The sequence below is a fragment of the Pseudescherichia sp. AS216 genome (assembly GCF_037152055.1).
Lineage (GTDB): Bacteria > Pseudomonadota > Gammaproteobacteria > Enterobacterales > Enterobacteriaceae > Pseudescherichia.
Window position 1 is genome coordinate 634,026 of the sequence record NZ_JBBCMV010000001.1, and the last position, 14,788, is coordinate 648,813.

The window sequence follows — 14,788 nt, forward strand, 5'->3', positions numbered from 1 at the left end:
AACGCGTAGGCCTGGTAAGCGTAAGCGCCACCCGGCGATGCATTATTTAAGACGATCGGCGAGGTAGCGCTGATAGTCCGGGATCTGAATATCAAAGCTGTCGCCGAAGTGCGCTGACTCAATAATAAAGTCGGCGGTAGAGACGTTGGTGGCGACCGGGATATTCCACACCGTTGCCAGGCGTAGCAGGGCCTTGACGTCCGGATCGTGTGGCACGGCGTTGAGCGGATCCCAGAAGAAGATCAGCACGTCGATTTTGCTTTCAGAGATTAACGCCCCTACCTGCTGATCGCCGCCCATCGGCCCGCTCAGCATTGCGTTTACCGGCAGGCCGGTGGCGCGCTGGATCAGGTTGCCTGTGGTGCCGGTGGCATACAGCTCATGCTGGGCCAGTAGCGCGTGATGGCGCTCTACCCAGTTCATCAGCATGGTCTTGCAGTGATCGTGAGCCACTAGCGCAATGTGTTTTCGTGCCGGAAGCGTACGTGTCGTCAGTTCCATAATCCGATTCCATTATTAAATTTGCTACAGATTACTGGAAGCGTTTGATGCTGCAAGAGAAAGGCGTAAAAAAAGCGCGACTGGAAAAGGGAATGTGATTTAACGCACCCTCAGGAGGGAGGCTGCTGTTTCACCCACTCCATAAAGCGGCTGCGGGTTTGCTTATCGGCCTGTTGATACCAGTACTTTAACCGCTGCTCGGTCAGATCCTGCGACGGCGGGACGTCCAACTCCGATACGCTGGAGAGCAACGTTCTGTCATCCGCCATTTGCGTGGCGAACTGGGATAGCGAGGCGTGCTGTCCCTGTTTGTTATAGCGTTCGGTATCACGCTCATAGTCGATCCCCTCTGACGTCTCGGTTATCGGCAGAATATCTATCATGGCAGGGATAGCGACCGCGTGACCATCCAGCAGCGAAATCTGCGGCGAGGCATCAAACATCTCTGATTCTCTCTGCGTCTCCAGTCGGGGCAGCGTCACGTTGACGAGATTGATATCGCGGGTATTAAAACTGACGATCAGTGGCGGAGAGATCCACATCCGCTGCTCGCGATTGGTCATGCGGATACTTTTCTCCACCCGAAATACCAGCTGATGCGGGCCGTTCTCCAGTTCAATACTGCCCGCACCACGCAGCAGGGAGCTGGAAACCTTTTTGCCGTCAAGGATCAGGAGATCGATCTCCGTTGCCAGGCGCAGGGTCGTTGCGAAAGCGGTAACCGGCATTAAGCAGACAATCAGTGCGGTGGCAAAGCCGGCTCTCATAAAATCTCCGCTGTTTTTAAGGGTTAAAATCGTGTCTGAACATGTCTAACGGTATGTTTAGTAACATATAGAGTTATGCTTCTGATTACCCTCATGCAGAGGTATGGGATAGATGGTCGGGGAGCCGGGTTTGGCATACACTTGAGAAAATAGCCTGGAGATGATTATGAAAGAGACCGATATTGCTGGCATTCTGAAATCAACCCACACCATTGCGCTGGTAGGCGCAAGCGACAAACCTGACCGTCCTAGCTACCGGGTCATGAAATACCTGCTCGATCAGGGCTACCATGTCATCCCGGTCTCGCCGAAGGTGGCGGGAAAGACGCTGCTGGGTCAACAGGGCTACGCGACGCTGGCGGAAATCCCTGAGAAGGTCGATATGGTGGACGTGTTCCGCCAGTCGGAGGCGGCCTGGGGCGTGGCGCAGGAGGCGATTGCCATCGGGGCGAAAACCCTGTGGTTACAGCTGGGCGTGATCAACGAGCAGGCAGCGGTGCTGGCTCGCGAGGCGGGGTTAAACGTGGTGATGGATCGCTGCCCGGCGATTGAAATTCCACGCCTGGGGCTTACCCGCTAAAAAAAGACCCCGCGCTGGCGGGGTCCTGTCAGTTGCGCAGCCGGGGCGCCTGGAGCTGCTTACGGATGGAGCGTGCGAGCTCATCCATAGAGGGTTGTTCCGGATGTTCATCCTGCACTTCGCCGCTGAGCTGAGCTTCGGCCAGGTAAGTGTGCACCGGCTGTCCGTCATCATCTTCCATCACCACGTGATACCACGGGGCGACACGCAGATCCGGGTTAACGGCCAGCTCGTCAGCTGAGGGTTCATCAAGAGAGTATTGCGGATCGATATCCACCACTACGCCCAAAAATCCCAGCAGAGAGTGGCGCACCTGCTGGCCAATGCCGTATTTGCTGGCAATCATAGTCACCTCCAGGAAACAGTACTTATCCCCGATATGGGGATAAGTTTCCAGAACTCAAGCTACATGACGCGACAGGCAAACCCTTTAAGATACAGTCCTTCCGGGTAGGGAGCGATCACCGGGTGATCTGCGGCCTGACGGAACTGCTCTATAAATTGTACATCACGACCCGCATCTATTGCGGCATCAGCGATGATTTTCTGAAATAAATCGGTGGTCATCAGGCCGGAACAGGAGAAGGTCAGCAGCACGCCGCCGGGATTCAGCAGCTGGATCGCCAGCATGTTGATATCCTTATAGCCACGGCACGCACCCATCAGCTGGCTTTTGTTCTCAACGAACTTCGGCGGATCCATCACGATAACGTCAAACTTCTCGCCGTTGTCACGATACTTACGCAGCAGCTTGAAAACGTCATCGCGCACAAATTCTGCTTTGCTCAGGTCGAGCTTGTTGAGTTCTACGTTTTGCCGGGCCACGTCCAGCGCCTCCTGGGAGGTATCGACGCTCACCACCTGGGCACAGCCGCCCATTAGCGCAGAGACCGCAAAGCCACCCGTGTAGGAGAAGCAGTTCAGCACGCGCTTATCCGCTACGTACTGGCGGGTCGCCAGTCGGCTGTCGCGCTGGTCAAGGTAGTAACCGGTTTTGTGTCCGGCCTGGATATCCACCAGCAGCTTCATGCCGTGCTCTTCGATCGGCAGCAACGGCGGCGGCAGCTCACCGCTCACCGGGCCCTGAGTCAACTCTAGCCCCTCTTTCTTACGTACCGCCACGTCGCTGCGGTCGTAAATGGCGCACTCGGGGTAGCGCTCCTGCAGGGCCGCCACCAGCGCCGGGCGCTGATACTCTGCGCCTGCGCTCAGTAGCTGCAGCACCAGGAAGTTGCCGAAGCGGTCGATGGTAATGCCGGGCATACCGTCAGACTCACCGGCGATCAGGCGATAGCTATCCAGACCATCACGCTTCGCCAACCAGTCGCGCCACTGCTGGGCCTGCGCCAGGCGGCGGCTAAAGAAGGCGATATCTACGCTTTCGTTTTTATCGAACGTCCAGACGCGGGCGCGGATCTGCGAAGCAGGGGAGTACGCGCCGCGAGCTAACCATTTTCCCTGATGGTCAACGATATCAACGGTTTCACCGAGGTTGGCTTTGCCTTCCATGCGGGCAACCGCACCGGAGAAGACCCAGGGATGACGGCGCAGCAGAGACTTCTCGCGCCCTTTGGCTAACACTAAACGTACGCTCATAATAAATTTGATCGTCTTTATGAAGAAAATGGCCGCCATTTTCCTGGGTTAGCGCAGGAAAAGCAATTCGGCAGATGGGAAGATAAAAAAATGCCAGTACCATCAAGGTACTGGCAAGACAGACAGGCAATGAGAGTTAATACTTTTAGTCTGGTATACAGAAGCGAAGCGGTATGTAGGGAAAAGTCTGATAGTGGCGGCGGCATACGCTACCCTTAGTGAATCAGAGAAGGAGGGGCACCATGACTGACGAGAACAGAACTAATGAAAAAGCGTCCGCCTGCATTAAATGCTGGGTTCACGGCAGCGTGCAGGGGGTTGGGTTTCGCTACAGTACGCAGCGCGAGGCGCATCGCCTTGGCTTGACCGGCTACGCGCGCAACATGGATGACGGCAGCGTTGAGGTTCTTGCCTGCGGTGACGAAGAGAAGTTAGCCGAGCTGATTGAGTGGCTGAAAGCAGGGGGGCCGCGCAGCGCTCGGGTCGACAACGTCTTAACCGAGCCGCATCAGCCCACCCGAGAGTGGACCAACTTTGGTATCCGCTACTAGATGCACTTCACCGGTTTAGGCAGGCCAGCAATCTTGGTGGCCTGTTTGGCCGGGCCTTTCGGAAAGAGGCGGTAGAGGTAACGGCTGTTGCCTTTCTCCTCGCCAAACTTGTTTGCCATCGCCTTTACCAGCATGCGGATCGCCGGTGAGGTGTTAAATTCCAGATAAAAGTCGCGCACGAAGCGCACCACTTCCCAATGCTCAGGCGAGAGGGTAATAGACTCCTGCGCCGCAATCACTTCTGCCAGACCTTCGCTCCACTGGCTGCTCTCTTTCAGATAGCCGTCGTTATCGGTCTCTATCTCTTTACCTTCAAAGCTCAACATAATTATTCACGGGTCAGCTAAAAACCGCTGCAGTGTAGCAAAAAACAAAGCCCCGCATAAGCGGGGCCTTGACGTGATGCTTAAGCGGTTAGTCCCGGCTGGAGAAGCCCAGGATGCTCAGCAGGCTGACAAAGATGTTGTACAGCGAGACGTAGAGGCTGACGGTGGCGCGAATGTAGTTGGTTTCGCCGCCGTGAATAATGTTGCTGGTTTCATACAGGATTGCGCCGGTAGAGATCAGGATAAACACCGCGCTAATCGCCAGATGCAGGGCCGGCAGCTGCAGGAAAATGTTGGCAACCATCCCGATCAGCACCACCACGATGCCCGCCATCAGCATTCCGCCGAGGAAAGACATATCCTTGCGGGTGGTGAGCACGTAGGCCGAACAGCAGAAGAAGGTCAGGGCGGTACCGCCCAGCGCCAGACCAATCAAATCGCCCATGCCCGCCGAGAGGTAGGCGTTAAGCATCGGCCCGAGGATGTAACCCAGGAAACCGGTAAAGGCAAAGGCGGCCAGAATGCCGGCAGGCTTATCCGCCAGCTTATAGGTCAGGAACATTAAGCCGTACATGCCTACCAGGGTCAGGATCAGCCCCGGTGACGGCAGGCCCAACACCGTACTGGCGGTCGCGGTAATCGCGGAGAACGCCAGCGTCAGGCTGAGCATAAAATAGGTGTTTCGCAGCACTTTGTGCGTGCTGAGCAGCGATGTACGCCCGCGTGAAGCGCTAACAATACGATCCATGAGTCACTCTCTTATGACAGATGTAATTAAGGATGAAGGATAGGTAAACAGAACGGTAGCTTAAAGCGGTTTTACCCATCTTTACCCAAACAACAATAACTTACCCTCAGCAGAGGCTGCTTTAAATTTCACTTTTGGAAGTGCGATCGCATTTTCGCCGGAACTAAACAGATCAACCTCTTATAGGTGCCTGAAAAGTATTGCCTTCTTGTCAGACGAGCGCTAAGAGTGTCAGGGATAACGTTAATCAGTACACAATTAAGGCATGATATGAAACCACAGACAGGTCCCCGTTTTGCCCTCTCGCTACTGGCAACGGGCATTATAAGCATAAGTACCGCTGCCCTGGCAGCTCAGGTTCCAGCTGGAACCACGCTGGCGGAGCAGCAAACGCTGGCGGAGCAGCAAACGCTGGTGCGCAATAACGGCAGCGAGCCGGCCTCCCTCGATCCGCATAAGGTAGAAAGCAACGTCGAATTCGATATTATCAGCGACTTATTCGAGGGGCTGATCGCGATCGGAAAAGATGGCAGCGCACAGCCACGATTAGCAGAGAAGTGGGAGAATCAGGATAACACCGTCTGGACCTTCCACCTGCGTGCGGGTATCACCTGGTCGGACGGGACGGCCATCACCGCTCAGGACGTGGTCTGGAGCTGGCAGCGTCTGGTGGATCCAGCTACCGGCTCCCCGTACGCCACCTATCCAGGCAATATGCATATCGTTAACGCAGCGGATATTACGCAGGGTAAAAAGGCCCCGGATACGCTAGGCGTGAAGGCGCTGGACGATACCACGCTGCAGGTTACCCTCAACCAGCCCACGGCGTCGTTCCTGCCCATGCTGGCACACCCGTCGCTGGTGCCGGTTGATAAGGTACTGATTGGTCGCTTTGCCGATAAGTGGACCAAGCCGGAGCACTTTGTCGGCAGCGGGCCGTACAAAATCACCGACTGGGTGGTGAACGAGAAGATTGTTGCGGTGCGCAATCCGCGCTACTGGGACGATAAGCACACCGTGATTAACACCGTCACTTATCTGCCTATCAGCTCTGAGACTGCCGACGTCAACCGCTATAAGGCGGGTGAAATCGATATGACCAACACCATTCCGGTAAACCAGTTTGCCCAACTGAAGAAAACCCTGGGCGCAGAAGTGCATATCACGCCGCAGCTGGCGACGTACTACTACCAGTTCAATACCACTAAGCCGCCTTTTAACGATGCGCGGGTACGCCGGGCGCTGAATATGGCGCTGGATAAAGATATCATTGCCGACAAGGTGATGGGGCAGGGGCAGCGCCCGGCATGGGTCATCAGCCAGCCGGAGATTGGCGGCGTGAAGATCGCCTCGCCGGACTACGCCGCCTGGCCGCGAGATAAACGCATTGCCGAGGCGAAAAAGCTGCTGGCCGAGGCCGGGTTCGACGCGGCGCATCCGCTCACCTTTAACCTGCTCTATAACACCATGGAAACTCACCAGCGCATCGCCATTGCCGCCAGCTCGATGTGGCAGAAAAATCTTGGCGTGACGGCGAAGCTGCAAAACCAGGAGTGGAAAACCATGCTTGATACCATGCACACCGGCAACTTCGACGCCGTGCGCTATGCGTGGATAGCAGACTACGACGATGCGGCGACCTTCCTGAATACGTTCCGCACCGGTGACAGCGAGAATACCACTCTCTACAGCAATCCGGCCTATGATGAGCTGATGCACAGCGCGGCAAAGGCGAAGGACGCTAACGAGCGCGGCAAGGACTATCAGCAGGCGGAAGCGATTCTGGCCCAGGACGTGCCGGCGATCCCGGTTTACCACTATGTCAGAGCGCGTTTGGTAAAACCATGGGTAGGTGGGTTCGATCCCAGCAACCTCGGTTACGTCTATACAAAAGATCTCTACATCACCAAACACTGAGTATTGTGCTGATTTAATGGTCAATATGCTGTTCTTTCAGCCGATTAGCAGCATATTGCTTGTTTTTCAGGCAAACAGATATCACAGGGGTTTACACGACGCATCGAGGTGTTTATAGTGCGCCTCATTCCGGAAGTGTGGCCGAGCGGTTGAAGGCACCGGTCTTGAAAACCGGCGACCCGAAAGGGTTCCAGAGTTCGAATCTCTGCGCTTCCGCCAAATGCGGAACAGCCCTGCGATAGCAATATCGCGGGGCTTTTTTCTTTGGGCGTCTCCCTTCCTTCAGACGCGCGGCGCTGCTTTTACCGCATCGACAAACAGCCGTAACGCAACGGGCATATGACGATTTTGCGGAAAGTAGAGCGCAATTCCTTGCGATGCAATTGCCCAGTCGTCCAGTAGCGTCACCAGTTGCTGGCTAGCCAGCCACGGCTGCGCATAGAGCTCTGGCACATAGGCTATGCCTAATCCGGCGACCGCAGCCTCTACCATGAGCGCGCTGCTGTCGAGAGTCAGACTGCCCGGGACATCCAGCGCAAGCTGCTGCTCATGCTGCTGATATTCCCAGTGATAGCGTTTGCCGCCAGGCAAGCGCTGCCGCAAACAGATGTGCTGCATCATATCCTGAGGATGTTGGATTTTCGGCCGCCATGCCAGGTAATCGGGCGATGCCACGGTGACAAAGCGCAGGGGGCCGCTCAGGGGAATGGCGACCATGTCTTTGGGTACATCTTCAATCAGCCGAATGCCCGCATCAAACCCTAGCGCGACAATATCCACCAGCTGACCCTGTGCGACTAAGTCAATTTCAATCCCCGGCTTCTGCTGAATAAACGTCGGCAATACCTTTTCCAGTAGAAGGCGGATCGCGGCATCGCTGGCGCTGATACGCAGAGTGCCATAGGGTTGATGACCGCTCGCCGTCACGTCATTAAGCAGCTCATCCATCTCTGCCAGCAGCGGCGTCAGGCGTGCAATGAGCATTTCACCTGCTTCGGTTAGCGCCACGCTCCGTGTTGTTCGATGGAAAAGGCGTACGCCAAGCGTAGCCTCCAGCCCTTTGATGGTATGGCTGAGCGATGAACGTTTAAGCCCGAGCACCTCAGCGGCGCGACGAAAGCTACGCTGCTCGGCAATGGTTTTTACGGCCTGCAGTTCGTTCCAGGAAGGGCGTTTCATTGTTGAATATTTCCCACTATCCCATGCCAGTTTGTGGAGATTATGCCACCAATCATTGGGTTTATGATGAACGTCGGTTCACTAAACGGAGAAGACAATCATGAAAACCTGGCTAATTACCGGTGCGTCCAGCGGCCTGGGGCGTTTGATGAGTGAAAAATTACTGGCCCGTGGCGACAGGGTAGTGGCAACCGTTCGCCGTGAGGCTGCATTAGATGATATACGCACGCAGTACGGCGATCGTTTGCAGGTAGTGGTGCTCGATCTCAGCATGACGTCCACCATCAGGCCCGCTGTTGACGCTGCGTTTGCTCAGGCGGGGCAGATTGATATTGTGGTCAGTAATGCGGCTTACGGGCTGTTTGGCGCAGCGGAAGAGCTGAGCGATGGGCAAATTGACCGGCAGTTAACCACCAATCTTATGGGCTCAATTCAGCTGATTCGTGCGGCAATCTCCTTTTTGCGCCAGCAGGGAGGCGGGCGCATCGTGCAGGTCTCTTCGGAAGGTGGCCAAATTGCCTATCCCAACTTCAGTTTGTATCACGCCAGTAAATGGGGAATTGAGGGCTTTGTCGAAGCGGTTCGCCAGGAAGTTGCCGCGTTTGGCATCGACTTTTTGTTGGTAGAGCCGGGGCCTACGGCAACCCAGTTTGGCACCGGGCTGGATGTGGCTGATGCTTTGCCTGAGTACCGGGATACGGCGGCGGGGAAAATGCGGGAGGCACTCCTCTCTGGTGAGTTTGTCATCAAAGGCGATGCGGAGAAATGCGTGACGGCGATGATTGCCGCGGCTGATCTGGACAGCCCACCCCTGCGTCTACCCTTAGGCAGCACCGCCTATGACAATATTGAAGCAGCACTCAACGCCCGTCTGGAGGCGCTGCACGCGATGAAAGCCGTGGCCTATAGCGCCGATCGCAAGACGCCGTAAGCAGGTACCGATCTATGAGTTAAACACTAAATTGCCGCTCGGTTAATCTAATTCGTGTCGGTTCACGATTTTGTCGCGGCATAAATCACGGTCATACCTAAAGCATTACTACGCTTAGTGACGACCATGGTTCCTCTACCAAAGTAATTGCCTACGGGTTCGCACACTTTAATGCGTCTATTTAGATCCGGATCGTCAACGTCAGCGCCACTACAGCTATGACGGCCGCTCCCTGAAAACACATAGGGAGCCGAGTAAGTCGTTATTGTCCCCGGTATCAACCAGACCACCGTAATAACCAGGATATAGCTAAAAAAAATCGCCATTAGTAGCGATCCGGCAAAGACCTTGAGGTTATTTTTGATGCCGTAAAATGGCGGGCCTTTCCCCCATTTTTTGATGCTAAAAAAGAGTGCGGAACCCACTATAAACGTCATTGCAGCCAGCGTGTAGAGCGTTTTCTTGGCCAGAAAGGTGCTTTCATCAACCGTGGCTCGCCATGCGAAGCAGGCAAAGATGCAGCCCAATCCACAGACTGTTGCTAAAAGTAATTTGGGGTAGGGGTACGTTTTCATTTGCCCGAATAGTCGCACAGAAGGTTTGGTCGTACAATCAAGGCACACTCACACAGGAGATCACCATGTCAAAACCCATTATGCGTTACCGCCTGGGCGACCGCGAAGTAAACCGCCTGGGCTATGGTGCCATGCAGTTGGCAGGGCCGGGTGTTTTTGGGCCGGTTAAAGATGAAGCGCGGGCGATTGAGGTTCTGCGTGACGCCGTTGCCTCTGGCGTTAATCACATTGATACCAGCGATTTTTACGGCCCACATGAAACCAACCGGCTGATTAAAAAAGCGCTACATCCTTATCCTGACGATCTGTGCATCGTGACGAAAGTGGGCGCACGGCGTGATGAAAAGGGCGGATGGCTTCCAGCATTCAGCCCGGAAGAGCTGACCCAGGCGGTAGAAGATAACTTACATAACCTGGGGCTGGACGTGATACCGGTGGTCAATCTGCGCAGCATGTTCAACGTGCATCATCCGGAGGAGGGGTCGCTGGAGAGAGAGCTGGAAACGTTGATCAAACTGAAGGAGCGCGGGCTGATCCAGCATATTGGTCTCAGCCATGTTACTGCCAAACAGGTCGTTGATGCACAAAAAATGACGCCGATTGTCTGCGTTCAGAACATGTACAACCTTGCCAACCGGCAGGACGATGCGCTTATCGATGAGTTAGCCGCCCAGGGCATTGCCTACGTTCCGTTCTTCCCGCTCGGCGGTTTCTCGCCGTTACAGTCGGAACAACTCAATGACATCGCCAGCGAGTTACAGGCAACGCCGATGCAGGTTGCACTCGCCTGGCTACTGAAACGGTCACCCAACATTCTGTTAATCCCCGGTACGTCATCGCCGCAGCATTTGCAGGAGAATCTGGCCAGCGAGCAGTTGATCCTGTCGGACGAGGTAATGAACAGGCTGAATGGGCTGAGTATTTAAGCCACCGCAGGCTTCACCAGAAATGCTCCTCCTGACCGCATCGCGTGGCGGGAGGCGTGTTTTATAATGGCGAAACGACATTTGCCCTGAGGGATTAAATACTAATGCGATTATTACCATGGGTAGCGGGCAGCATCTTTTACGATCTTCTACAGCATGGACGAGAGATCGAAAGCGCTATCGCGCGTCATGATGCCAGTTTACTGAACCATACCACACCCGCGCTGGAGCGTTATTTTTCGCGCCCGCCTAGTGAACTTCCCCGGCAGAACCCCTACACGGTGGCAACGCTATTTCCACTTTTCCTGGTGGCCTTTGCCTTAAACTTGCTGCCCTTTCTGCATGCTCTGCCTGGTTTATCACCGCCGCTACATGCGCTGAGTTTTTTTGCGCCGTCGCTGGTAATGATAGTTGCGCTAATACGTACATGCGTGCTTCTGGCCAAGGGCTTTACTGCCGGAATGACGGGGTTCTTATCACTGTACCTCATCCTGCTAGGGCTGGCGGTTTTGCAGGGGCTGCATCATTTGCTGACCGGAAGCGGAAGCGGAAGCGGGTGGACACTTGTTGCTGTTATTCTTGCTCTTTATGCTTGCCGGAACGTGTTTAATAGCCGGGGATTTGTGCTGTTTACAATTTATTGCCGCACTCAGCGTCTTGTCGCCCTTACGCGTAAAATGCGCTTGAGTAGCCGTTAATCAGTCAGCGGAGAGGCAATGCGGCAACTTTTTTACGCCTCACTGTTGCCTGTCTTTCCAGGCTGTCAGAACGTGTTATCTGAGCAACTGCCGCAGGGTGAGTGCAGGGTTGATATGATGAATATTAGTATTGATAATATTATAAGTCAACGCTAATATATTAACAATGGCAATATTTGTTGTATTCTGTTGATTAATAAGAGCAAATAAATCTCAGCGCCGGAACAGGCGGCAGGGAGGTCAGATTACTGTTTCCGGGTCGCCAGCAGCTCTTTAAACAGCCTGTCGAAGCCAGCTACTTTTTCTTTTAAATCAGCCAAATGCCTCTCTTTTTCACTTTGCGGCAGCCTGTCGTACAGGTTAACCAGCTCCGTGTGCTCAGCGCCCAGCAGCGTCCAGCCTGGCCCGGTGCGGTCCTCAACATACTCCCCTGACTTTCTCACGTAGTTCATGGCTTCTGCCAGATCCGGACGGATCTCTTCCGGCTTGACCCCCAGTAGCGCAGCAAACTTCAGCGTCGCATCGGTGTTAAGCGGCGTCGTTCCGTTGAGGTAGTGGCTTATTGACGCCTGCGTGCTAAAGCCAAGCGCCTCTGCGGCCCTCTCTTGCGTCAGGCGCAAAGTCACTTTCTTCTCGTTCCAAATGTCACGAAGACGTTTGGCTGCGTCAGCCTCAGCTGCATCAAGGGTTTTCTTTCTCATGAGTGCATATTATTCGCAAAATTAATGAAGTTCTAAGGTCAACGTTATTGACCAATAATATTAGCATAACTAATATTATTGGCGAGGGGTAGTGCAAAGAATAGCTCCTCATGACCTGTTTTTGCCCAACTGGCACTTCATTGGTACAGAGGAGATATCGTAATGCACGCTGAATACCCGTTAATGGCTACTGCTCAGAGGCTGTGATTATGAGCATGACGCTTATGGCCAGAGCAATGGCGATCAAAACAGGCAACCCGCTGCGTAAGCTGGTCCTGATTAAATTAGCCGATAACGCTAACGATAGCGGTGAATGCTGGCCATCTTACCGCCACATAGCCGATCACTGTGAATGCAGCAGAAGCGCGGTTCGCGAGCACGTCGGCGCGTTAATCGCGCTGGGACTGCTGGCGAAGGTTAACCGCATCGGGACCAACAATGGCAAAGGGAACGCATCGAATGTCTATACCCTAAACCTTGATGCCCCTGTGTCGTCAAAAAACACACCCCCTGTATCGGCACAAACGAGCGCTATGCCAGCAGAAAGCACACCCCCTGTATCAGGTGACGGCACCAGAACCAGTCACTCTTTTGATCCGATCATTGATCCTAAGGCGGTGATTGAGGGCTATAACGACATTTTTGCCGATCTGCTGCCTGTCGCTACGCTCGATGCCGATCGCCGCAGCATGATTAACCGCCTGGCTACCCACATGATGAGTAAAAGTACCGGCGCGTTTCTGGGCTATTTTGAAAAATTCCGCAATACCGCCTCGGATTTCTATTTTGGTGGCGAAAACGGCACCGGCTGGCACGCCAGCTTTGACTACCTGATGAAGCCTGAAACGCTGCGCAAAACGCGTGAGGGGGCGTTATGACGCCGCAAGAGCTGGAAGCCTGCGTGCTGGCGGGGCTGCTTAACGGCGGTGCGACGCCAGATGCGTTTGACGTGCTGGCGGGCACCCCGGAGGAGGCCTTCTGCACGCTCTTTTATCGCCGTACCTTTCGTGAAATCAAAAAGCAGGCGCTGGGCAGCGGACTGATCGACATACTGTTTATCAGCGAAGCGCTGGGCGGCACCAGCCTGGCCGATTTATCAGAGATAGCCCGGCTTCCCGCCACGGTTCCGAACCTGAAGGGGTATGCGGGAAAAATGGTCAAAGCGTGGCGCAGCCGCAAGGTAGCCCGCCTGCTACAGGAGAGCGCCGAGGCTATCCGCACTGCCGTCAACCAGGCGCAACGGGATCTGTTCATCGATAAAGCCGTCGCCCAGCTGCTGGATATGACCGCTGATACCGGGAACGTCCTGCCTCTGCATATCGCCGATCTCCTGCCGCGTTACCAGGATACGCTGCTCAAACGTCTGGATGGCAGCGCTTCATCGTCTAATTTGCTGACCGGTATTAGCGCACTGGACGATGCCATGGGAGGGATTAACCCGCAGGACCTGATCGTGGTGGCCGGGCGTCCCGGCATGGGGAAAACCGAGCTGGCGCTTAAAATCGTCGAGGGCGTCACCGCAGCCGGCGGCGGGGCGTTGATCTTCAGCATGGAGATGGCCGCACTGCAGATCGCCGAGCGTGCTCTGGCGGGGTCGCAGGCGATGCCGGTCTCTCGTTTACGCAATCCAAAAGAGATGCATGACAACGAGTGGGCTGGTTTGACGGCAGCAATCAGCAGGCTGGCGAGCCGGGATATCTGGATAGTAGACGCGACGGATCTGACCATTGAGCAGATCAGAGCCATTGCGGAAACCCATAAGCGGCGCTATCCGCAGCTGGCCACCATTGTGGTGGATTACCTTGGACTTATAAAAAAACCACAGGCGGAACGCAACGATCTTGCCGTGGCCCATATCTCCCGCAACCTGAAAACCATGGCGATGCGCCTGCATACGCCCACGTTCGCGTTAAGCCAGCTATCGCGCGCGGTGGACTCCCGCCCGGCGGCACAGCGGCGGCCCGTGATGTCCGATCTGCGGGATTCTGGCGCAATTGAGCAGGACGCGGACAGCATTCTTTTTCTTTATCGGGATGAAGTCTACAACCCAGAAACACCAGCCGCAGGCGTGGCCGAGATTATCCTTGGCAAATGCCGCTTTGCCGCTGCCGGAACCATTATCTATCAACAGTTTACCCATGGCCACTTTGTGCCTATCGATCGGCATATTGCCAAGGAGAAAACGCGCCTGCGGTTGGACGCAGAACGGCCGCGCAGGCCACCGCGGAAGTATTCCGAGCTTTACAGCAGTGAGAAATTTTAAATGCGCCTGACCAGCGCTAAACAGACCGAGGAAAGACCCATGACCGAAACAATCTTAACCCCTAATTCAGCGTATGCTGATGACGGCTGCGACTGGACTGAAACCATCCTCTGGCGGATGAACGCCGGGGCCCGGGCCTGCAGTCGCTCCGTGTTTGTACCCGCGCCGCACCGGGTACAGGTGGTGCAGCCGCGCATTTCAGCTACGCCTAAAAAATGTCCTGCGCCTGCCAGGAGGGTGGTAGAGCCAGAAGCTGAGACGGCAAAAACTACGCTGTCGGCGCAGGCGCTGGTGGCCATTATGCTGGGCCGAACGCTGTCGTATCAGGCGATACTCGCCGCCATTGTCAGGGAGCACGGTGAAATAACCATCACGCTGCCGCAGCTACAGAAGCGGGTGTTTGCGCTGCTGCAGTCCAACCTGGTGGAAATTCACCGCCACGACGATATGCCCGTGACGCACTTCACGCTTATTAACGTCGATCCGCGTTTTTACGCTCTCTCAGATAAAAACGCCAGAGCCTAAATCT

18 protein-coding genes and 1 tRNA gene are annotated in these 14,788 nt (G+C 55.0%); 10 read left to right on the plus strand and 9 right to left on the minus strand.

What is annotated here, in order from left to right; translation table 11 throughout:
* Positions 1-42: 42 nt before the first annotated feature.
* Entirely contained in the window at positions 43-501 is a 459-nt protein-coding gene (gene mgsA / locus WFN61_RS02985; RefSeq protein ID WP_144812851.1) for a methylglyoxal synthase, read from the minus strand.
* A 110-nt stretch (positions 502-611) separates the two neighbouring features.
* Complete coding sequence (gene csgI / locus WFN61_RS02990; protein WP_257757138.1) at positions 612-1,268, minus strand: curli synthesis inhibitor; 657 nt, start codon at positions 1,266-1,268, stop codon at positions 612-614.
* Between the two features lie 166 nt (positions 1,269-1,434).
* Here csgI and WFN61_RS02995 point away from each other — a divergent pair, with 166 nt between their 5' ends.
* Positions 1,435-1,848, plus strand: a complete 414-nt coding sequence (locus WFN61_RS02995; protein ID WP_144812845.1) for a CoA-binding protein — start codon at positions 1,435-1,437, stop codon at positions 1,846-1,848.
* Positions 1,849-1,876: 28 nt separating this feature from the next.
* Here WFN61_RS02995 and hspQ read toward each other — a convergent pair whose 3' ends face one another.
* Positions 1,877-2,194 (minus strand): heat shock protein HspQ, encoded by a 318-nt coding sequence (gene hspQ, locus WFN61_RS03000; RefSeq protein ID WP_238084152.1) that lies wholly within the window; start codon positions 2,192-2,194, stop codon positions 1,877-1,879.
* Between the two features lie 59 nt (positions 2,195-2,253).
* On the minus strand, positions 2,254-3,444 hold the full coding sequence (gene rlmI, locus WFN61_RS03005; RefSeq protein ID WP_257757140.1) for a 23S rRNA (cytosine(1962)-C(5))-methyltransferase RlmI: 1,191 nt from the start codon (positions 3,442-3,444) through the stop codon (positions 2,254-2,256).
* A 242-nt stretch (positions 3,445-3,686) separates the two neighbouring features.
* On the opposite strand from rlmI, the gene yccX reads away from it, so the two are divergent.
* Positions 3,687-3,995, plus strand: coding sequence for an acylphosphatase (yccX, locus tag WFN61_RS03010; RefSeq protein ID WP_222890077.1), 309 nt, complete (start codon positions 3,687-3,689; stop codon positions 3,993-3,995).
* Here yccX and tusE read toward each other — a convergent pair.
* Positions 3,992-4,321 (minus strand): sulfurtransferase TusE, encoded by a 330-nt coding sequence (tusE, locus tag WFN61_RS03015; protein ID WP_042392631.1) that lies wholly within the window; start codon positions 4,319-4,321, stop codon positions 3,992-3,994. The two genes, yccX and tusE, sit on opposite strands and share 4 nt — an antisense overlap.
* Positions 4,322-4,409: 88 nt before the next feature.
* On the minus strand, positions 4,410-5,069 hold the full coding sequence (gene yccA / locus WFN61_RS03020; RefSeq protein WP_042392507.1) for an FtsH protease modulator YccA: 660 nt from the start codon (positions 5,067-5,069) through the stop codon (positions 4,410-4,412).
* Positions 5,070-5,339: 270 nt separating this feature from the next.
* Here yccA and WFN61_RS03025 point away from each other — a divergent pair, with 270 nt between their 5' ends.
* Positions 5,340-6,986 (plus strand): ABC transporter substrate-binding protein, encoded by a 1,647-nt coding sequence (locus WFN61_RS03025; RefSeq protein ID WP_337037564.1) that lies wholly within the window; start codon positions 5,340-5,342, stop codon positions 6,984-6,986.
* Between the two features lie 131 nt (positions 6,987-7,117).
* A tRNA-Ser gene (locus WFN61_RS03030) sits at positions 7,118-7,205 on the plus strand.
* Positions 7,206-7,268: 63 nt separating this feature from the next.
* Here WFN61_RS03030 and WFN61_RS03035 read toward each other — a convergent pair.
* Positions 7,269-8,165, minus strand: coding sequence for a LysR family transcriptional regulator (locus WFN61_RS03035; RefSeq protein ID WP_144812825.1), 897 nt, complete (start codon positions 8,163-8,165; stop codon positions 7,269-7,271).
* Between the two features lie 100 nt (positions 8,166-8,265).
* Here WFN61_RS03035 and WFN61_RS03040 point away from each other — a divergent pair, with 100 nt between their 5' ends.
* Entirely contained in the window at positions 8,266-9,096 is an 831-nt protein-coding gene (locus WFN61_RS03040) for an SDR family oxidoreductase (RefSeq protein WP_312633771.1), read from the plus strand.
* A 62-nt stretch (positions 9,097-9,158) separates the two neighbouring features.
* Here the strand turns inward: WFN61_RS03040 and WFN61_RS03045 are convergent, their stop codons facing one another.
* The gene (locus tag WFN61_RS03045; RefSeq protein ID WP_238084161.1) at positions 9,159-9,671 is read right to left on the minus strand and encodes a hypothetical protein; all 513 of its coding nucleotides are present in this window, start codon (positions 9,669-9,671) and stop codon (positions 9,159-9,161) included.
* A gap of 65 nt (positions 9,672-9,736) precedes the next feature.
* Between WFN61_RS03045 and WFN61_RS03050 the strand changes: the two genes are divergently transcribed.
* A complete protein-coding gene (locus tag WFN61_RS03050; protein ID WP_238084163.1) occupies positions 9,737-10,597 on the plus strand; it encodes an aldo/keto reductase family oxidoreductase in 861 nt (286 codons plus the stop codon).
* 104 nt (positions 10,598-10,701) lie between these two features.
* Entirely contained in the window at positions 10,702-11,295 is a 594-nt protein-coding gene (locus tag WFN61_RS03055; protein ID WP_337037570.1) for a hypothetical protein, read from the plus strand.
* A 245-nt stretch (positions 11,296-11,540) separates the two neighbouring features.
* Here the strand turns inward: WFN61_RS03055 and WFN61_RS03060 are convergent, their stop codons facing one another.
* Positions 11,541-11,996, minus strand: a complete 456-nt coding sequence (locus tag WFN61_RS03060; protein ID WP_042392519.1) for a helix-turn-helix domain-containing protein — start codon at positions 11,994-11,996, stop codon at positions 11,541-11,543.
* A 209-nt stretch (positions 11,997-12,205) separates the two neighbouring features.
* Between WFN61_RS03060 and WFN61_RS03065 the strand changes: the two genes are divergently transcribed.
* From WFN61_RS03065 to WFN61_RS03075, 3 genes are read left to right on the plus strand one after another with little or no spacing between them, the layout of a single operon-like run.
* Positions 12,206-12,874, plus strand: a complete 669-nt coding sequence (locus tag WFN61_RS03065) for a helix-turn-helix domain-containing protein (RefSeq protein WP_337037574.1) — start codon at positions 12,206-12,208, stop codon at positions 12,872-12,874.
* Positions 12,871-14,259, plus strand: coding sequence for a replicative DNA helicase (locus WFN61_RS03070; RefSeq protein ID WP_337037576.1), 1,389 nt, complete (start codon positions 12,871-12,873; stop codon positions 14,257-14,259). The genes WFN61_RS03065 and WFN61_RS03070 overlap by 4 nt, the downstream gene beginning before the upstream one ends.
* 39 nt (positions 14,260-14,298) lie before the next feature.
* A complete protein-coding gene (locus tag WFN61_RS03075; protein ID WP_312177895.1) occupies positions 14,299-14,784 on the plus strand; it encodes a hypothetical protein in 486 nt (161 codons plus the stop codon).
* Positions 14,785-14,788: the final 4 nt, after the last annotated feature.